14 protein-coding genes are annotated in these 19,283 nt (G+C 70.5%); 9 read left to right on the top strand and 5 right to left on the bottom strand.

Annotated elements, in window-relative coordinates; all coding sequences use genetic code 11:
• Positions 1-765, top strand: coding sequence for a PIG-L family deacetylase (locus GYB83_RS17445; RefSeq protein ID WP_161896621.1), 765 nt, complete (start codon positions 1-3; stop codon positions 763-765).
• Between the two features lie 22 nt (positions 766-787).
• On the opposite strand, the gene recD is transcribed toward GYB83_RS17445, so the two are convergent.
• From recD to GYB83_RS17465, 4 genes are read right to left on the bottom strand one after another with little or no spacing between them, the layout of a single operon-like run.
• Positions 788-2,617, bottom strand: coding sequence for an exodeoxyribonuclease V subunit alpha (gene recD / locus GYB83_RS17450; protein ID WP_161896622.1), 1,830 nt, complete (start codon positions 2,615-2,617; stop codon positions 788-790).
• On the bottom strand, positions 2,614-5,967 hold the full coding sequence (locus GYB83_RS17455; protein WP_161896623.1) for a UvrD-helicase domain-containing protein: 3,354 nt from the start codon (positions 5,965-5,967) through the stop codon (positions 2,614-2,616). Before GYB83_RS17455 ends, recD begins: the two co-directional genes overlap by 4 nt.
• Positions 5,964-9,296 carry an exodeoxyribonuclease V subunit gamma gene (gene recC, locus GYB83_RS17460; RefSeq protein ID WP_161896624.1) on the bottom strand — a complete coding sequence of 1,111 codons (3,333 nt, stop codon included), beginning with the start codon at positions 9,294-9,296 and terminating at the stop codon, positions 5,964-5,966. The genes GYB83_RS17455 and recC overlap by 4 nt, the downstream gene beginning before the upstream one ends.
• Before the next feature lie 4 nt (positions 9,297-9,300).
• Complete coding sequence (locus tag GYB83_RS17465; RefSeq protein WP_161896625.1) at positions 9,301-9,756, bottom strand: acyl-CoA thioesterase; 456 nt, start codon at positions 9,754-9,756, stop codon at positions 9,301-9,303.
• A 60-nt stretch (positions 9,757-9,816) separates the two neighbouring features.
• Here GYB83_RS17465 and GYB83_RS17470 point away from each other — a divergent pair, with 60 nt between their 5' ends.
• Together GYB83_RS17470 and GYB83_RS17475 are read left to right on the top strand one after the other, a co-directional pair.
• Positions 9,817-10,407: a GNAT family N-acetyltransferase gene (locus tag GYB83_RS17470; protein ID WP_161896626.1), complete on the top strand. Its 591-nt coding sequence runs from the start codon at positions 9,817-9,819 to the stop codon at positions 10,405-10,407.
• Positions 10,408-10,501: 94 nt separating this feature from the next.
• The gene (locus GYB83_RS17475; protein WP_161896627.1) at positions 10,502-11,935 is read left to right on the top strand and encodes an NAD(P)/FAD-dependent oxidoreductase; all 1,434 of its coding nucleotides are present in this window, start codon (positions 10,502-10,504) and stop codon (positions 11,933-11,935) included.
• A 370-nt stretch (positions 11,936-12,305) separates the two neighbouring features.
• Here the strand turns inward: GYB83_RS17475 and GYB83_RS17480 are convergent, their stop codons facing one another.
• The gene (locus GYB83_RS17480; RefSeq protein WP_161896628.1) at positions 12,306-12,722 is read right to left on the bottom strand and encodes a PaaI family thioesterase; all 417 of its coding nucleotides are present in this window, start codon (positions 12,720-12,722) and stop codon (positions 12,306-12,308) included.
• 259 nt (positions 12,723-12,981) lie between these two features.
• Here GYB83_RS17480 and GYB83_RS17485 point away from each other — a divergent pair, with 259 nt between their 5' ends.
• The 6 genes from GYB83_RS17485 to GYB83_RS17510 all read left to right on the top strand — a co-directional run bounded on the left by GYB83_RS17485 (position 12,982) and on the right by GYB83_RS17510 (position 19,237).
• Positions 12,982-13,374 carry a BlaI/MecI/CopY family transcriptional regulator gene (locus tag GYB83_RS17485; RefSeq protein ID WP_161896629.1) on the top strand — a complete coding sequence of 131 codons (393 nt, stop codon included), beginning with the start codon at positions 12,982-12,984 and terminating at the stop codon, positions 13,372-13,374.
• 85 nt (positions 13,375-13,459) lie between these two features.
• Positions 13,460-14,398, top strand: a complete 939-nt coding sequence (locus GYB83_RS17490) for a M56 family metallopeptidase (protein WP_161896630.1) — start codon at positions 13,460-13,462, stop codon at positions 14,396-14,398.
• Between the two features lie 30 nt (positions 14,399-14,428).
• On the top strand, positions 14,429-15,865 hold the full coding sequence (guaB1, locus tag GYB83_RS17495) for a GMP reductase (RefSeq protein WP_161896631.1): 1,437 nt from the start codon (positions 14,429-14,431) through the stop codon (positions 15,863-15,865).
• 9 nt (positions 15,866-15,874) lie between these two features.
• Positions 15,875-17,251: a hemolysin family protein gene (locus GYB83_RS17500; protein ID WP_161896632.1), complete on the top strand. Its 1,377-nt coding sequence runs from the start codon at positions 15,875-15,877 to the stop codon at positions 17,249-17,251.
• Positions 17,244-18,320: a hemolysin family protein gene (locus GYB83_RS17505; protein WP_161896633.1), complete on the top strand. Its 1,077-nt coding sequence runs from the start codon at positions 17,244-17,246 to the stop codon at positions 18,318-18,320. Before GYB83_RS17500 ends, GYB83_RS17505 begins: the two co-directional genes overlap by 8 nt.
• The gene (locus tag GYB83_RS17510) at positions 18,320-19,237 is read left to right on the top strand and encodes a 3-methyladenine DNA glycosylase (RefSeq protein WP_161896634.1); all 918 of its coding nucleotides are present in this window, start codon (positions 18,320-18,322) and stop codon (positions 19,235-19,237) included. Before GYB83_RS17505 ends, GYB83_RS17510 begins: the two co-directional genes overlap by 1 nt.
• The last annotated feature ends 46 nt before the right edge of the window (positions 19,238-19,283 follow it).

Here is a 19,283-nt window from a genome sequence, read left to right on the forward strand (position 1 = left end):
GTGGACCACGTGTCCGGCATACCGAGCGCCCTGTTCGTCCACGCCCACCCCGACGACGAATCGTTGTGGACCGGCGGCACCATCGCAGCCCATATCGCCCGGGGCGGCGACGCCGACCTCATCACGTGCACCTGGGCGCCCGGCACCGTCCGGAACGTGGAGCTGGGGGACGCCGCCCGCGAACTCGGATTGAGCAGGCCGCCCATCGCCCTCGGCTACGCCGACAGTTTCGTTCCCGAGTCGGCGCCCGACGCGCCGTCGTTCATCGACGTGCAGTTCGACGACGAGGTCGCCGCGCTCGTCGGTCACATCCGGCGGATCAGGCCCGACATCATCGTCACCTATGACGCGTTCGGGATTTACGGGCACCGCGATCACATCCACACCAACAGGCTCGTGTGCGCCGCGGCCGACGCCGCGCCGCTCCTGCACTACGCACCGGGCTCCGGCGACCCGTGGCAGGTGAAATCGCTGTACTTCGCGACGATCCCGGTCAGCGTCGTCGACGAACTCCGCCCGTTCCTGCCCGAGGCGTCCCACCTGCCGCTCGTCGGCACGCCCGACGACCAGGTCGACCTCACGCTCGACCTCCACGAACAGCTCGGCGCGAAGATCCGCGCGATCACCTCGCACCGCACCGAGATGGCGCGCTCGGCTTCCATGAAGGGCTTCGGCTCCCTCCCGCGCGACCAACAGCGACTGTTCCTCGCGCGGGAGTCGTATCAGCGACGCGATCTCGTCCCAGGCGGAGCCGACCTCGGGTAGAGACCCGGCCCGGGTGCAGCGGTCAGTGTTCGGCTGTGCGGGACCGGAGGCCGGACGCCCGAGCGACGCGGCGCCCGACCGCCGCCCGCAGGGCGTCCGCGGTCCCGACGATCCGTACACGACGCTCGGCTCGGGTGATGGCCGTGTACAGCAGTTCACGGGTGAGCAGTTCGGCGTCCGCGGGCGGCAACACCACCGTGACCTCGGCGAACTGGCTGCCTTGGCTGCGGTGGATCGTCATCGCGTACACCGGAACCACATGGGCCAACTGGCTGGGGTGGAGCCGTTTGACGCTGTCGCCGCGCTCGAAGACGGCGACCAGCGCGTCACCGTCGGCGACGACGACTCCCGAATCGCCGTTGTAGACGTCCTGCGCGCGGTCGTTGGCCGTCACCAACAGCGGTTCGCCCGCGTACCACGATCCGCCGTGGGTGACGCCGCCGAGATCCTCCGCGGTCCACCCGGTGATCCGCCGAGACCAGCCGCCGACGCCGAAACGCCCGTCGCGATGCGCGCACAGGACCCGGTGCCCGCGGAGCGCCCGCACCGCGGACCGTTCGTCGCCCGACTCCGCGGCGACGCGGAGCTCGCGCGCCCACCCGACGACGGACGCGCGCACCTCGTCCAGCTCGTCCGGATCGACGAGGGTCACCGCGGAGTCGTCCGACGTCCCGATCAGATCGAGCACCCGGTCCGCGTCGCCCGCGTTGACCGCCTCGGCGACGTCGCCGATCCGGTCGCCGTACCGGTGTCCACGGCGCAGGGTGATGACGCCGCCGCCGAGCGCCGACAGTTCGGTGTCGGTGAAGTCGGACTCGTCGATCCGCGCGGCCGCGGTGAACGCCGAGGCGAGCTCCGGAGTACTCGTCTGCGCGGGCTCGCGCTCCACCAGGTCGGCGAGCACAGCTCCGGCTTCGACGGACACCAGCTGATGCGGGTCGCCCACCAGGATCAGCCTGGTGTCGCTGCGCAGCGACTCGAGGAGCCTGCACATCATCGTGACCGGCAGCATGGACGTCTCGTCCACCACGACGACGTCGAACGGCAGCCGATTGCCCGATCCGCGCACGAACGTGCCGTCCGGCCGCGATCCCAACAGGCGGTGCACCGTGACGGCGGCCGGGTCGCTGACGAGGCGCCTACGGGTGCGGCTGTACTCGCCGATCGCCGTCTGCAACTGGGCCGCCGCGCGACCGGTCGGCGCGCACAGGCCGATGCGGACGTCGTCGCCGAGGAGCGTCTCCATGACGGCGAGGATGCGGGCCACGGTGTACGTCTTGCCGGTGCCGGGGCCGCCCGCGAGGACCGTCGTCCAGCCGGTCGCGGCGAGGGCGGCGGCCGCGCGCTGACGGTCGTACCCGTCGGCCGGGGAGAACGCCGCGTCGAGGGCGCCGATCAACGCCGTCGGGTCGACGTCCGGCCGCGATGCCGCACGACCGTCGAGGATCGCCCGGATGCTCTGCTCCTGACGGAAGTACTTCCGCAGGTACAGCAGCGGTCCGTCGGCCGAGTCGGCCAGCGCCAACGGCGTCAGCGGACCGGACGCGGGACCGGTCACCAGCGGCGAACGCGCCAGCGCCGCGACGACCCGGTCGACCGGCGGCCACGTCAGTTCGACGGCGTCGCCGTCGGCCGTCCGCTCGGCGGGCGTGTCGGCAATGAGGTCGAGTCGCACACAGGTGGAGCCGGTCCGGACGGCGCGGACCGCGAGCGCCGTCGCGAGCAGCACGTCGTCGTCGGTCGGGCCGCCCGCCAGGGCGGTGAGCCGGCGCGCGACGTGCACGTCGGAGGCGTGGAGGACGCCCGCCTCGTTGAACGGCGCGAGGACACCCGTTTCGGACGCGACGATCATGACCCGATCCCTTCACCGGCCAGCAGCGCGCTCATCGATTCGACGAGGGCGGTCGGCATCGGCCATTCGAAGACACCGCATCCCGCAGGCGTGGACGGCCCGGCCATGCCGCGGACGAAGTGGTACTGCACAGGTCCGAGGTGACGGGCCGGGTCGTAGCCGCGCAACCGCCACGACAGGTACCTGTGCAGCGCGACCGAGTACAGCAGCGCCTGGAGCGGATAGTGCGCCGACATCATCTCGGCGGCCATCGCGTCGCGGTCGAAGTCCTCGACGGACAGTTCACCGGGACGCAGTCGGTTCGTCTTGTAGTCGACGACGACGAAACGGCCGTCGGACGTGCGGAGCACCGAGTCGATGCTGCCGGTGAGGAACCCGCGGAACCTGTCGTCGGACACTCCCCTCACCAGTTCGGCGTACGGCGCGAGTGGGTCGTCGGCCGGCAGATGCTCGGCGAGGAGGTCACCGACGGAGTCGAGGCCGAAGCCGCCGCCGACCGACGACAGCGGAAGCTCGAAGTCGAGTTCGGCGAGGCGGTCGCGCGGCGGGACGCCCCACAGGTCGCCGAATCCGAGCGGCGTCGTGAGCACTCCGATCAACGCCGTCGCCAGCACGTCGACGTCGATGTCGACGCCGCGCCGCGCGGCGCCGTCCGCGGTCAGTCGTCGCACATGCGCGTCGATGTCGTCGGCCGACGTGTCGACGTGTTCGAGGACCTCGTGGACGAGCGTTCCGAAACCCGCGCCGAACGGCAGCCCGTTCATCGGCGACGGCAGGCCCGACGACGGCTCGCCGCGGCCGACCGTCGGATCCGCCTGCTCGGACGGCTCGTCGCGTCGGTCGACGTCGTCGGGTTCGCTCCCCGTGCCGATCACCGTCACCGCCGCGTGCTCCGCGTGCGCAGCGGCGTGCGCGGCCGCCACGATCGCCGAGTACGACGTCCGACGCCACGCGTCGTCCACTCCGCGGCCGAACCGCGACACCGTCAGGGCGGGTTCGTCCCCGTCGCCGGTTGCGTCTCGCATGACCCGGACGCCGTCCCGTCCGCCGGCGCGTTCGACGCTGATGCACGGGCTCTTCGCCGCCGTCTGGCGGATGATCGCGGCCGCGTCGATGTCGTCGGCCGGGATCGGCACCGTGTCGGCGATCTGGGCGATGCCGCCCGCGGCGACGGCCGCGTCCCGCTGATGCGCGCTGAACAGCAGACGGTGCAGCGCGCCGCGGGCCGTCGTCGTGCTCGGGGCCCACCACAGCACCACCATCGATCGTGCCCTCGTCGCGGCGACGTACATCAGACGCAGGTCCTCCCCCGCGGCCTCGGCGCGCGCGAGCCCGTCGCGACGGTGGTATCCGGGCGCCGACGTGCCCGCGACGTCGAGGCACCGGGTGTCGCCATCGTCGTGGAAGACGAAGGTCGCAGGGTTCGGTCGGGACGCGCCGTCCCATCCGAACGGCACGTAGACGATCGGGAACTCGAGTCCCTTGCTGGCGTGGACTGTCATGATCTGCACGGCGGCCGTGTCGCGGTCCAGCCGCCTCGTCGCATCGCCGCGCCCGCTCCACTGCGCGCCCTCGGCGATCTGTTCGCCGAGCCAGTCGACGAGTGAGGCGAGGCCCCCTCCGGCGTCGGCCGCGTGAGCGTTGCACACGTCGGCCATCTGTCGGACATCGGTGAACAGGCGTTCCCCGCGCGCCGATCCGAGGAGCCTGGCCGCCGTGTCGAACTCGTCGAACAGTCGTGCCGCCATCGCCGCGAAACCACCGCCGGCGAAGACCCTGCCGAGTTCGGCGAACTGGGCGGCGAGCGTGCCGACTCCGGCGTCGCCCTGCGACTCCAGGCTCTGCGCCGTGTGACCGACGAGCGGCGTGAGGGCCGCCAACCGCACCCACGGCTGGCGGGACGGCTGGTCGACGGCCGTCAGAACATGCCACCAGTGTCGCGCCGCGTCGGTGGTGAAGATCGACGTCCCCGACGTCACCACCGACGCCACTCCGCGGTCGGCGAGTGCCCGCTGCAGCGGCTCGATCGTCCGGTTCGCGCGGAGCAGGACCGCGATGTCGCCGGACTGGACGCCACGGGTCACACCGTCGACCTCGATGGTGACCGTCGACGACAGCAGTGCGGCGATGTCGCCCGCGACGTCGTCGATCACCTTCTCGCGGACCTGCGCGACCTTCGGGGTGGTGCCGTCCTGCGTGTGGACGGTGAACTGGCTCTTGTCGAACCGCCGGATCCGGACCGCGGGTGCGCCGTGGATGCGCGAACCGGGATGATGTGCGGTGACCGGCCGGTACACGATGTCGGGGTGCCCGAACGCCGCACCGCCGAACACCGCGCTCAGGCCCTCGACGACGTTCTGATCGGACCTGCGGTTGACGTCGAGTATCCGGCGGTCGCCGGACGACTGGACGGCGTGCAGGTAGCTGAGCACCTCGGCTCCGCGGAACGCGTAGATCGACTGTTTGGGGTCGCCGACGAGGATCAGCGGCGCCTTGGTGTGGAAGCAGCGTCGGACGATCTCCCACTGCTGCGGATCCGTGTCCTGGAACTCGTCGATCAGCACGACCGAGAACTGGTCGCGGATGCGTTCGCACGCCTGATCGCCGACGTGGGGGTCGGTGACGATGTGGTGCAGCGTGTTCTGGAGGTCGTCGTAGGTCCGCAGCCGGGCGAGCCGCTTCCGGAGCTCCGTCTGCGTCCGGACATGACCGGCCATCCGCACGCGCAGCTCCGTGTCGTCGTCGGTCTCGCCGGGTTTGAACGGGGCAAGCGTCGCGTTCGGGTTTCGGACCGCGGCCTTCGCGATCTCCATCGACTCGTCGAACGGCGGGGCCGCGGACGGGTCGCCCGCGAAACGCGCGATGTACGCGTCCCTCGCCACCTCGCCGACGATGTCGTCCACGTCCTCGACGATCGGATACTGCTGTTCCCGCTCGCCGAGGAAGCCGAGCGCGGCGAGCATCCGGTTGCAGAACGTGTGCGTGGTCGCCATCGTCGCGGCGTCGAAGTCCGACAGCGCCGAGACGAGTCGTCGACGTCGCAGGTCGACGACTTCGGCCGGCCCGTCGAGCAGCCAGTCGGCGAGGACGTCGTCCGGCGCCCGATCGCCGTCGAAGGCCCGGAGACACTCCCGCAGCCGCATGCGCGTGCGGTCGCGGAGCTCCGCGGACGCGGCGTTCGAGAAGGTCGCCATCAACAGCCGCGACACCGGGACGCCCTCGGCGACGTAGCGGACGGCGAGAGACACGATCGCGTACGTCTTACCGGTGCCCGCGCTCGCCTCGAGCACGACGGTGCCCGTCGGCAGCGGGTCCCGCAGGCTGAAGCCCCGCGACTCGATGGTGTTCACCGGTCCTCCTCGGTGCGCAGCAGCGGCGTGAACAGGGCGCCCGCCAGGCGCAGGTACGTCGGCGTCGACGAGTCGCCCGGGATCAGGTGCTCCACGTCCGCCAGCGCGTCGAGGTCGGGCACGGCGACGCACAACTCGTCGAAGGCGACCGGCGCGTCCGGGTCGCCGTGGAAGACCAGACCCGCGTAGCGGCTCTTGTCGCCGAACGAGTTTCCGTAGGCCCACGCGGCCCGCCTCATCGCCTGCGGGGCCTGACCGCGCCGGTCGAATTCGGCGGCCGCGGCCGCCGCGGCGTCGAGCGTCAACCCGACCGGCGCGCGCAGACCGGCGTCACGGATGGCGACGAGGACGGTCAAGATGGCCGCGGCGTCATCGGGAGCTGTGAGCCTGCTGACCTTGGCCGACGGCGTGCGCCCGCCCGCCCCGCCGACGACCACGGCCTGTGGGACCCGTCGTGTCGACCCGGCAGCGATCGCCAGCAGTCTGATCCACGCCCCGAGCCGCTGCTTCGCCCCCAGCCGCGAATAGGAGACCGGGACCAGACGCTCGCCGAACACGTCGCCGACGGTGCCGTACAGACGGCGTCCGCCCGGCAGGTCGACGCGGACGTCGACGGCGTCCGCGGAGTCGGACCGGTGTCCCGACGCGGCCGTCGCCACCGCCTGCGCCTTGTCTCGGACGGGACCGAACGCCTGCGAGCCGAACACGAACGGCGGCAGCGATCCGCGACGCAGTTCCGCGCCTTGGGCCGCGGCCGGGTCACGCCCGTCGAGGAGTGCCTGCAGGTACCGGTTGCCGACACCCCACTGTTCGAGTCCGTCGAGTGCGACGGCCAGCTGGTCGGGATGCTCCTCGGCGCTCTCGGGCAGTCCCACGCCGAGGCGTTGACGGGCGAACCCGTCGACCGGCGCGCACAGGAAGGCGATGAGATCGTCGAGGTCGACGTCGCCGGGTTCTGGGTCGTCGAGCCGGGCGTCGGCGAGCCGCGGCAGTGCGGGGGCCGCGGCCCCCGACCGATTCACAGCGCTCAGCGCGCGGGCCCCGTCGAGGAGCGACGCGTCGTAGCTGAACGCCCGGCCGCCGTCGGCCGTGAAGTTCGCGGCGTCGAACGCGTGGAGAGTGTGCCGGTGGACGAGAGGCGACGGCCCGTCGTCGTGGCCGATCACCGCGTTCGCGGCGTCGACCAGTTCGCTGACGACGACCGCTGGCGGAAGGACGGCCCCGCTGCGCGGATCGGCTCCCGTGTAGAAGACCAGCAGGTGACCGGTGGCCGCGGTGACCGCGTCGAGGAACGTCTGCCTGTCCTCGTCGCGACGATCGCGTTCGCCGACGAGGGGCGCGACGGCGAGGACGTCGTCGCCGTCGATGGAGGCCGGTCGCGGGTAGGCCCCCGAGTCGAGTCCGAGGACGACGATCGCGCGGTGCGGGACCGACCGCATGGGGACCATCGTGCACACGGTCAGCTCCCCGGTGCAGAAGTTCGACCGGGTGGGGCGGGCCGCGAGCAGCCCGGCCGTCATATCGCGGACGTCGGCGAGACCGAGCCCGATGCCGTCGGCGTTCGACAGGGCGTCGCCGAGCATGCCGACCGCCTGCGCGCGCTGCCACTCGTCGTCGTCGCCGACGTCGGTGAGGCCTTCGACGACCCCGATCAGCAGGTCGGCCCATTCGTCGGCCGGGTGCGGCGTCGCCGATCGCGTGATGAACGCGCCGACGCGGTCGGCGAACTCGGCGAACCTGCCCGCGAGGTCGGTGTCGGTCGAGTCGACTCCCGCGAGCGGCAGCGCGGTGCCGAGCCACTGCATCTCCGACTCCTCGGCCACCACGCCGAGGAGGATGCGGTCCACCCCTCCGACGACGGTGCCCTGGGGGAACCCGCCGAGCCCGAAGCGATCGCGTTGCGCGGTGTCGACTCCCCACCGGATGCCCGAGCGCCGGATCCAGCCGCCGAGGGTGTCGATCTCGTCGTCGGTGAACCGGAAGCGGGCGCGGACGGGGGCCGCGGCCGCGAGGTCGAGGAGTTCGCCTGCGCGCAACCGTCCCGCCGCGACGTCGAGGAGTCGGGCGACGACGTCGAGCACCGCGTTCGACTCGCGCAGGCCGCGGTCGGCGAGGCGCACCCTGAGCGCGTACGCGGGATGATGCATTCCGGTCTGGCCGAAAGCGCCGCGGATCAGCGGCGCGAACGTCTCGACGTCGGGGCACATGATCAGGACGTCACGCGGTTCGAGGGTCGGGTCGTCGTCGAACAGTCTAAGCAGGCGATCGCGCAGCACCTCGACCTGCCGTTCCGGTCCGTGGCAGGCGTGCACCTCGAGCGAGGCGTCCGCCCGCAGCCCGGCGACGGTGTCGAGGCTGTCGCGGCGCAGCCCGTCCTGCAGGGCGCTCAGCACCGTCGCCGGACCGGAGGCCTCGGTCGGGTGGTGGACGTCGGAGCCGATCGACGGCGTCAGCACCTCCTGCATCTCCTGGACGTCCCTAGACAGGGTCGCGAGCAGCGGGTGCTCGGGCGGGGCGACGTCGCGGTCCGCGCGTCGGCGACGCGGGCGAGCGGGCTCGCGCGCGATCCGCCGCCACAGGGCGTCCGACGAGTGCGGGAGGTACAGCGTGACCTCGCGGTGGACGCTCAGCCCGTCGAGCACGGTGTGCAGGGTCTGCGGCACGCGCGTGGGGCCGAACAGCGCGAGCCGTTCGGGCAGGTCGACCAGGTCCGGCTCGTCGCGCAGCCGGACGGCGAGTCCGTCGAGGTCTTCGGCCGGATGCGGGTGATCCACCTCGTCGCGGACGAGTCGCCAGAACCACGGCTGCCACGCGAGGTGAGCCGCGAGCGGGTTCCCGACGCCGTCCGTGTCGCGGCCCGCTGCCCAGTCGGCGATCATCGTCGGACGCTGCCAGCCGTAGGCTCCGAACATGCCTGCGATGCTCGCCGCGGTCGAGAACCTGCGCCCGGATCGCAGCGCGCGTTTCGCGTCGTCGCCGGCCAGTCCGAGATGAGTGGCGATCACTTCGAGCCGCGGATCGTCGATGTGCGCGTCGAGGACGCGGAGCACCGGCCAGCGCAACCGCTCGGCGTACCACGACTCGGCGGCGTCGGGATCCGACGACGCTGCCGACGTCACCGTTCGGAGGAGTGACGCCGTGGAGTCGAAGTCGATGTTCGCGGCGATGCCCAGACGCAACGACAGCTGCTGGCGCAGCCACCGTTCCACGCCCCGTTCGGGCACGGCGACCACTTCGGCGCGCATGGGATCGTCGGGAGGGGTCGCCAGGGCGTCGGCGAGCACCCCGACGAGGGTGTCGGCGCGCTCGGCTCGGTGAACGGTCAGCACGGCGTCAGCGACGACGGCGAAACGGCACGGGATCGCCGCTGCGGGCCTCGAGGACCGCGCGGACGGAGTCGGGGATCGCGGGTTTGGCCCCGGTGGTCAGGTCGAGTCCGGCGAGCGTCGTCTCGCACAACGCGGCCACCGTGCCGTCCGGCGTGTACAGGGTGCATCCGAAGTCGAACGACGACGTGCCGATCCGGGTGACGGCGATCCGCACCCGGACGGGCTCGGTCGAGTAGTGCAGGATCGAGGCGAACTCGATCTCCTGGCGGGCGATGACGCCGACGAAACCGCTGCGGGCGGGACCGAACCAGCTCGACATGGTGCGCACACGCGCCTCCTCGAAGACGCGCGCCACCTGGACGTTGTTGATGTGACCGAGCGAATCCTGATCGCCCCACCGCAACGCGACCTCGACGACGTACGGTTCGGCGGCTCCGCTCGAGTTCTCTGTCTCCGACACGCGTCGACCATATCGCTCACCTCTGACATCGATTCGGTCCCCGTCGATAGACTGCGAGACGTGCCCATCGACTCGGAGCGTCTTCGTTTGCGACCCGTGTCGCCCGACGACGTCGACCGGCTGCTCGAGCTCGATTCCGATCCGGCGGTGATGCGGTTCGTCAGCGGCGGCGAGCCGACCGGTCGGTCGACCGTCCGGGACTGGGTGATCCCTCGATCGCAGGCCCAGTTCTCGGCGTGCGGCACCGGCCTGTGGACGATGACCGCCCGCCGCGGCGGCGAGTTCGTCGGCTGGGTGCATCTGCGCGTGCCTCGCCACAGTTCCGCGCGCGAGCTCGAACTGAGCTACCGGCTGCACCGTCGATTCTGGGGTGGCGGTCTCGCGGCGGAGGCGTCGGCCGCGCTGATCGCGGTCACCTTCCTGACCTCCGACACCGAACGCGTGTTCGCGAGCACCCACACCGACCACACCGCATCGCAGCGGGTGATGACCAAGCTCGGCATGCGACTGTCGGCGGGATCGTTGACACACGAACGGCTCTCGCCCGATGTCGTCGACGGCGACGTCGAGTACGAGATACTGCGCGATCACTGGCTCCGGACGCGCGGCAGGCACAGCGCGCGGCCGGCGACGGCGATCCGACGGGCCTGACACGCACTGCCTGAGATGCCCCGACGATCGCCAGCGACTACCGTTGGACGCGATCAGCGCACCGAACACATCGACAACTTGGGAGAAGACACCGATGAGCAACACCATTGCCACCGATCCGATGCGCCGCCGACGGGTCGTCATCATCGGATCGGGGTTCGGCGGTCTGTTCGCGGCGCAGCGCCTCAAGAAGGCCGACGTCGACGTCACCCTCATCGCGAAGACGACGCATCACCTGTTCCAGCCGATGCTGTACCAGGTGGCGACGGGCATCATCGCCGAAGGCGAGATCGCGCCGGCCACGCGCGTGATCCTCCGCAACCAGCGCAACGCGAGCGTGATCCTCGGCGAGGTCTTCGACATCGATCTCGACAAGCAGGTCGTGCGTTCCCAGCTGCTCGAGCGGACCACCGAGACGCCGTACGACGACTTGATCATCGCCGCGGGCGCCGACCAGTCGTACTTCGGCAACGATCACTTCGCCGAGTACGCGCCCGGTATGAAGACCATCGACAACGCTCTGGAGCTCCGCGGCCGCATCCTGGGCGCGTTCGAACAGGCCGAGCTGTCCGACGACCCCGCCGAGCAGGAGATGCTGATGACGTTCGTCGTCGTCGGCGCGGGCCCGACCGGTGTGGAGATGGCGGGCCAGATCGCCGAGATGAGCGACAAGACGCTCAAGGGCGCGTTCCGCAACATCGATCCCACCAAGGCGAAGGTGATCCTGCTCGACGCGGCGCCCGCCGTCCTCCCCCCGTTCGGCGAGAAGCTCGGGCAGAAGGCCAAGGCCCGACTGGAGAAGCTCGGCGTCGACGTCCGCCTCGGCGCGATGGTCACCGACATCGACGAGGACAGCCTCACCGTCAAGTACCCGGACGGCCAGATCGCGAAGATCCACAGTCAGTGCAAGGTGTGGTCCGCGGGTGTCCAGGCCAGCTCGCTCGGCAAGATCCTCGCCGACCAGTCCGACACCGAACTCGACCGCGCGGGCCGCGTGAAGGTGCAGGCCGACCTGACGATCCCCGGCCACTCGAACGTGTTCGTGGTCGGCGACATGATGGCCGTCGACGGTGTCCCCGGCGTGGCGCAGGGCGCGATCCAGGGCGGCCGCTACGCCGCCGACGCGATCCGCGCCTCGCTCAAGGGCCACACCCCGGACCAGCGCAAGCCGTTCAGCTACTTCGACAAGGGTTCGATGGCGACGATCTCCCGCTACAGCGCCGTCATGCAGGTGCCCATCCCCGGCACCAAGAAGAAGTTCGAAACCGAGGGCTACTTCGCGTGGCTCGGCTGGCTGATGCTGCACCTGGTGTACATCGTCGGATTCCGCAACCGCCTGAACACCTTCGTGAACTGGTTCTTCGCGTTCAGCACCCGCGGCCGCACGCAGTTGGCCGTGACCGAGCAGCAGGTGTACGCCCGCCACGCGCTCACCGAACTGTCGTACCTCGAACGACTGCGCCTGGCCGACGAGGACCGCGCCAAGGCCAAGAAGGACCTCGAGGAGCGCAACAGCTCCGCGAGCTGACGGGCTGCGAACTCCGTGCCAGGCGATCTGTGCGTCGGTCGCCCAATCAGCGGTCTTGACCGTGCAAAGACAGGTGGTTGAGCCCTTCGACAAGCTCAGGAACCACCGCGGCGTAGCGCTGGCGAAGCCGCGAGTCGAAACCGCCGGACGCAGACTGGATCTGCCTGCACGGCAACGTATCTCGTCCAAGTTCCAGCCCCGGTGACGGCGGTTTCGACAGTCCGCTTCGCTAGCAGGTAAGGGGTGAATCGGTGTCACGTGGTGACACCGATTCACCCCTTAAGCCTCGCGCATGTCGAGGCGTGCTCCTCGACGTCTCGGCTGCGCTCGACGAGCAGTGGGAGCGATGGTCTTGATCGTGTGGTGACATTCAGTCCTGAAGCTCGATGTTCTGCATGCGGACTTTCGACTGGGCGAGGGGGCGGCCGTCGGCGTCGGACATGTCGATCAGCCACAACTGCTGCCTGCGGCCACGGTGGACGGGCGTGGCGACGACGGTGATGTCGCCCTCGGACGCCGAGCGCAGGAAGTCCGTCGAGTTGTTGACGCCCACGGCGGTGCCGCCGATCCCGCTTTCCTGCAGCCAGCAGAAGGCGCTCACGCTCGCCGCGGTCTCGGCGAGGGCGCAGTAGACGCCGCCGTGCACGATGCCGAACGGCTGGTGATGGTCGCCGCGGATCGTCAACGTGCCGCGGAGGCCGTCGCCGGACACCTCGTCGATGGCGAATCCGAGGAGCGCGTCGAGCCCGGTGGCGTTCTTCACGAGTGCGTCGTAGTTCTCAGTCATGCAGCCAGCGTGCCACCGGCGCCCGCCGAGAGTTCGACGACCCCCGCGCTCCTCATCGGGAGCCCGGGGGCCGTCGTCGCAAATCGGGGGTCTCTGCAGCCCTCAGGACACTCACGCGATCGCTAGAAATGAATGTAGGCTAGCCTTACTTTCATGTCAAGCCGACCCTCCCCGGAGGGTTCCGGGAACCATTCCGGCCCGGCGAGCGTTAGCACAATCGACCGGGCGGCAAGCGAACAACGAGAGGAGCCGACGTAAGATGAAGAAGATGAATGGCTTGGGAGAGTTGGAACGTGCCGTGATGGACCGTCTGTGGGCGTCGCCTACCCCACAGACGGTCCGTCAGGTCCACGCCGAGCTCTCGAACGCACGATCCCTCGCCTACACGACAGTCATGACCGTGCTGCAGCGACTGACGAAGAAGGACCTGGTCACCCAGATCCGCGACGACCGCGCACACCGCTACGCGGCGACCCGTCCCCGCGAGGACCTCGTCGCCAGCCTGATGGTCGACGCGCTCAAGGGCGCACAGGCTCCCGGGTCCCGACACGCCGCACTCGTCTCATTCGTCGGCCAGGTCGACGCCGACGAGGTCGCCGCTCTCCGAGAGGCGCTCGACGAACTCGAGTCCTCGCGCGGGCTGAAACACTAGAATCGACACCGGGCCGGCGCCGCTGGCCCTGTCGACACCCACCCGTCGGGCCTGCACGCCCGACCGCACGACCAGAGGAAGGCCGATGACCGCGCTGCTGTTCGGCATCCTCACGCTCGCGTTGGTCGGCCCGATCCCGCAGGCGCTCTCCCGTGCGACGTGGCCTCTCTACGCGCCACGGGCCGCCATGACGCTGTGGCAGTCGATCGCCCTCGCCGCCGTGCTGTCGGCGTTCAGCACGGGCCTCGCGATCGCCGCCAATCTCCTCGCGCCCGGCCCGAACGGCACCCCGACGACAAACCCGCTCGACGAGATCACCCGACTCGGGTGGTTCCTCTGGAGCGCCTATGTCGTCATCTTCGCGCTCACGCTCCTCGTCGGCGCCCGCTTGATGTACACGGCCGTCCGGGTCGGCATCCGCACGCGCGCCCGCCGCACCGTGCATCGCAACCTCGTCGATCTCGTCGACTGCGCCGACAAACGGCGCGGAGCCGGACGCGACGTCCGAGTGCTCGACGTGCCGACGCCGCTCGCCTACTGCCTGCCCGGACTCCGCAGTCGCATCGTCGTCAGCGAAGGCGTCCTGGACCGGCTCTCCGACGACGAACTGTCCGCTGTCATCGAACACGAGCGCGCCCACTTGCGCGCACGCCACGACCTCGTCCTCGAGGCGTTCATCGCCCTCCACGAGGCGTTCCCGCGGTTCGTCCGCTCCCGCTCGGCGCTCGGCGCCGTCGAACTCCTCGCCGAGGCCCTCGCCGACGATCAGGCCGCGCGAGCCACCGCCCCGACCACCGTCGGGCGGGCGCTCGTCGCCTGCGCCGATGCGACCGCACCACGCGGTGCGATGGCCGTCGGCGGCCCGACCACGCTCACCCGGGTCCGGCGGCTCGCCTACATCCGGCCGGTGCCGCTCGTCTCGGCGACCGCCTACACGATGGCCGCCGCGATCCTCATCGTTCCGACGCTGGCCGTCGCGATCCCGTGGCTCACCGAGCTGAACCGACTCGTCACCCACTTCTGACCGGAACAACCGACAAGAGAGGCACCCCGCGTGCGCTTCCTGGACGGGCACGAACCCGACCACGACCTGACCTACGACGATCTGTTCATCGTCCCGAACCGGTCGGCCGCCACCTCGCGGTTCGACGTCGACCTCGCTTCGAGCGACGGAACCGGGACCACCATTCCGCTCGTCGTGGCGAACATGACGGCGATCGCGGGCAAGCGGATGGCCGAGACCGTCGCACGACGGGGCGGCATCGTCGTCCTCCCGCAGGACGTTCCGCTCGACGCCGCCGCGCGGACCATCGGCTTCGTGAAGGGCCGTGACCTCGTCGCCGACACGCCGGTCGTGATGAGCCCCGACGATCTGATGGCTCAGGCCCAGGCCCTGATCCCCAAGCGCGCGCACGGCGCAGCCGTGGTCGTCGACGACGGCAGACCCGTCGGGTTGATCGCGCGCAGCGTCTCCGGCAACGACATCGACATGTTCACCGACCTGCGGTCCGCCATGACGCCGATCCCCGTCACGCTGCCCGCGGGCACCGATCCGCGGACGGTGTTCGACACGCTCACCGACGCCAACGCCGACCTCGCCGTACTGGTGGACGGCGACGGAGCACTCGTCGGCGTCCTCACCCGGACCGCGGCCCTGCGCGCCGGGATCTACACCCCCAATGTCGACGCCCGAGGCCGTCTGCGGGTGGCCGCCGCCGTCGGCATCAACGGCGATGTCGTCGGCAAGGCCCGCGGCCTCGTGGAAGCGGGAGCCGACGTTCTCGTCGTCGACACGGCGCACGGCCACCAGGAGAAGATGATCAGCGCCTTGTCGGCCGTCGCGGACGCCGACCTGGGCGTCCCGATCGCCGCGGGCAACGTGGTCTCCCAGCGCGGAACACTCGACCTCATCGACGCGGGAGCGACGATCGTCAAGGTGGGCGTCGGCCCGGGCGCCATGTGCACCACTCGCATGATGACCGGCGTGGGACGTCCCCAGTTCTCCGCGGTCGCCGAATGCGCGGCCGCCGCCCGCGAGCGGGGCGCGCACGTGTGGGCCGACGGCGGCATCCGGCACCCGCGCGACGTCGCCCTCGCGATCGCGGCAGGCGCGTCCAACGCGATGGTCGGCTCGTGGTTCGCCGGAACCTACGAGTCGCCCGGCGACCTGCACACCGACGCGGGCGGCGAGTACAAGGTGAGCTTCGGCATGGCGTCCAAGCGCGCGGTCGCCGCCCGCTCGGCGACCGACAACGCATACGACCGCGCACGCAAGGGACTGTTCGAAGAGGGCATCTCGTCGTCGCGGATCCGGATCGATCCCGAGCATCCGAGCGTCGAAGACCTCATCGATCACATCACCGCGGGCGTCCGATCGACGGCGACCTACACCGGTGCGACGACGCTGCAGGAACTCCACGAGAAAGTGGTCCTCGGGGTCCAGTCGGCCGCAGGCTTCGCCGAGGGCCGCCCGCTGCCCGGAGGCTGGTGACCTACGGCGGTGGACATCCTCGTCATCGCCCTCAGCCTCATCGGCTTCGTGGCGCTCACGTTGGGGACCGCGCTGTTCGTCGCGGGCGAGTTCTCCCTGACCGCGCTCGAACGCTCGACGATCGCCGACGACCTCGCTCGTCGCGGAGACCGCAGGGCCCGGTCGGTCGACCGGGCGCACCGGGAGCTCTCGTTCCAGCTGTCCGCCGCGCAGCTGGGCATCACGATCACCACACTGATCACCGGCTACATCGCCGAGCCGGTGATGGCGAAGATCCTCACACCCGTCTTGGACGCCGCTCGGGTGCCCGAGTCGTGGCAGTCCGGCGTGTCGCTCGCCCTGGCGCTGCTCATCGCGACGTCGCTGTCGATGGTGCTCGGCGAGCTCGTGCCGAAGAATCTCGCCATCGCGAAACCGCTCGCCGTCGCACGGGCCACCGCCGGACCGATGAGCGTGTTCGCGCGCGTCTTCTCCCGCGCCATCAACGGGTTGAACGGCACCGCGAACGCACTGGTCCGACGGCTCGGCGTGGAGCCGACCGAAGAACTGCAGTCGGCGCGCTCGGCCGCCGAACTGTCGGTCCTCGTCCGGAACTCAGCGCTGCACGGCGAGATCGACGAGGACACCGCCGCACTCGTCGACCGCTCTCTGCGCTTCGGCGACCTGTCGGCCGAAGACCTGATGACCCCGCGCGTGCGCGTGGCGAGCCTCGAACCGGGCGACACCGTCCGCGACCTCATCGAGGCGTCGTCGAGCACCGGTCACTCCCGATTCCTGGTCGCCGCCGACGGCGACCTCGACAACCTCATCGGCGTGGTGCACATCAAACAGGCGTTCACCGTTCCGACCCGCGAACACCCGACCACTCCCCTGCGCTCGATCGCGCGCCCGGTGACCCGTGTCCCGGACAGTCTGGACGGCGACGCCCTCCGCGACCGGATCTCGGCCGACGGCCTCGAAGTGTGCGTGGTGGTCGACGAGTACGGCGGCACCGCGGGCATCGTCACCTCCGAAGACATCATCGAGGAGATCCTCGGCAACGTCACCGACGAGCACGACGACGAGGAGTCGGAGGTCGCCCGCGTCGGGAACGGATTCCGGTGCTCCGGTCTGCTGCGCCTCGACGAGGTGCAGCACGCCGTCGGATACCGCGCTCCCGACGGCGCGTACGAGACGCTCGGCGGACTCGTCATGTTCGTCCTGCGGCGGATCCCCGAAGTCGGCGACGTCGTCGACCTGCCGGTGCGGGAGACGGCGTCCGACGGCGAGCCGGGCGACGCCCCGGAGCGGTGGCGGGCCACCGTCGTCCGCATGGACGCACGTCGCGTCGACCAGGTGTGGCTGACGACCGTCGAGTCCGAACCGACGGGGGACGCACATGAGTGACATCGGCGGAATCCTGCTCGCGGTGCTCCTCCTGGCCGCCAACGCCTTCTTCGTCGGCACCGAGTTCTCGCTGATCGCGGCCCGCCGCGACCGGCTCGTCGCCCTCGAGGAGGCAGGCAAGAAGCGCGCCAGGACGGTCATCACCGCATCGGAGAACCTGTCGCTGATGCTCGCGGGCTGCCAGCTCGGCATCACGATCTGCTCCATCCTGCTCGGCCGGATCGCCGAACCGGCGATCGCGCACCTCATCGAACGTCCCCTCGAACTCATGCACGTCCCGGCGGGGCTGCTGCACCCGATCGCGTTCGCCGTCGCCTTGGCGATCGTGGTGGTCTTGCACATCCTGCTCGGCGAGATGGTCCCGAAGAACATCACGCTCGCCGGGCCCGAGAGCGCCGCGATGCTCCTCGTCCCGGTCCACCTGTGGTTCCTGCGCCTGGCGAAACCGTTCATCTGGGTATTCAACGCGCTCGCCAACGGCGTCCTGCGTCTGTTGCGCGTGGAGCCGAAGGACGAGCTGGCGGCCACTGTCACCGAGACCGAACTGGCGCAGATGATCGGCGAGTCGCGGGACTTCGGTCTGCTCGACGCGGGGGAACACGATCGCCTCACCCGCGCGCTCGACACCGTCCAACGGACCGTGCGGGAGGTGATGATCCCGCTCGGAGCCGTCCGCAGCGTCCAGGTGCTCCCCGACCCGGCGACCGGTGGTCTCGGACCGCGACTGGGGGCCCTCGAGGACGCTGTCCGCGAGACCGGGTACTCACGGTTCCCGGTCCGCGGTCTGGACGGGAGCTACATCGGCTATCTGCACCTCAAGGACGTGTTGGACGACGTCTTCGACGACGACGTCGACTCCGACTCCCTCGTGGCCGTCGACAAGATCCGTCCGCTTCCCCGGGTGTCCGCGACGACGCCGCTCGACGAGGCCGCCACCCAACTGCAGCGAGCGAGCGCGCACCTCGCCTCGGTCGTCGACGCGTCGGGCGCGATCGTCGGCATGGTGGCCCTGGCCGATCTCGCGGAGGCCTTCGTCGGAGCCGTCCGCGACTCGACGCACCGGATCTGATGGAGTCGTCCCTCACACGGGCGGAGTGGACGGCGCTCGCCGCCGCCCACCGCGAGCGGATCGACCGACTGATCGGCCCGTACCTCGCCGACCGACGACGCGGGGCGTCGCATCCGGTCGTCGACTTCCTGTTCACCTACTACGCGGCACGTCCGGCCCAGGTCACGCGGTGGCATCCGGGCTTCGGCGTGACCCTGGCCGACGCGCGGCGACACTACGCCGGGCTTCGCGGATACACGGTCGACGACGCGGGCTCGGCGACCGTGTCCGCAGCACACCTGGCCGCCAAGGTCGACCTCCTCGACGCGACGCTGGCGATCACCGAGGCGACCGCCGCACGCTCGCCTCGACTCGGCTGCTTCGGGCTGCACGAGTGGGCGATGGTGTATCGGACCGACGACAAGCGCCATCCCCACCCGCTGCGGCTCGGCTCGGCGGGCACCGACGCCGTCGTCGAACGGAGTTCGCTGCGCTGCACTCACTTCGATGCTTTCCGCTTCTTCACCGAGCCTGCGCGCCCACGCAACGTCACCGCCCTGACCAGGTCGGACGCCGTCGCGAACGAACAGCCCGGATGCCTGCACGCCACCATGGACCTGTACCGGTACTGCCTGCGGCTGTCCCCGTTGATCGGATCGGATCTCCTCGCCGACTGCTTCGAGCTCGCACTGACCGCGCGCGAACTCGACATGCGGGCCAGCCCCTACGATCTGACCGGTGTCGTCGACATGGCGGGTCGGCCGTACGAGCCCGTGCCGATCGAGACGCCGGAGGGTCGCGCACGGTACGTCGCGGAACAGTCGTCGATCGCCGAACGCGGCGCGATCCTGCGCGAACGCGTCGTCGCCGATTGCCGTCACCTGCGGAGTCGAGTCACGGGTCCGGAGTCCGCCGCGCGCCGTGGGCCGGTAGAATAGCCGACGCCGGATGCCTCAGTGTCCGGAATTCGCGAACGCCCACTAG

The sequence above is a fragment of the Gordonia spumicola genome (genome assembly GCF_009932475.1).
GTDB lineage: Bacteria > Actinomycetota > Actinomycetes > Mycobacteriales > Mycobacteriaceae > Gordonia > Gordonia spumicola.

What these genes read in the sequence shown, in the direction of transcription:
- recD (WP_161896622.1), bottom strand. Translation starts at nt 2,617, where the DNA reads ATGATCGTCGCGTCCGAAACGGGTGTCCTCGCGCCGTTCAACGAGGCG.
- GYB83_RS17475 (WP_161896627.1), top strand. Translation starts at nt 10,502, where the DNA reads ATGAGCAACACCATTGCCACCGATCCGATGCGCCGCCGACGGGTCGTC.
- GYB83_RS17480 (WP_161896628.1), bottom strand. Translation starts at nt 12,722, where the DNA reads ATGACTGAGAACTACGACGCACTCGTGAAGAACGCCACCGGGCTCGAC.
- GYB83_RS17485 (WP_161896629.1), top strand. Translation starts at nt 12,982, where the DNA reads ATGAAGAAGATGAATGGCTTGGGAGAGTTGGAACGTGCCGTGATGGAC.
- GYB83_RS17490 (WP_161896630.1), top strand. Translation starts at nt 13,460, where the DNA reads ATGACCGCGCTGCTGTTCGGCATCCTCACGCTCGCGTTGGTCGGCCCG.
- GYB83_RS17505 (WP_161896633.1), top strand. Translation starts at nt 17,244, where the DNA reads ATGAGTGACATCGGCGGAATCCTGCTCGCGGTGCTCCTCCTGGCCGCC.
- GYB83_RS17510 (WP_161896634.1), top strand. Translation starts at nt 18,320, where the DNA reads ATGGAGTCGTCCCTCACACGGGCGGAGTGGACGGCGCTCGCCGCCGCC.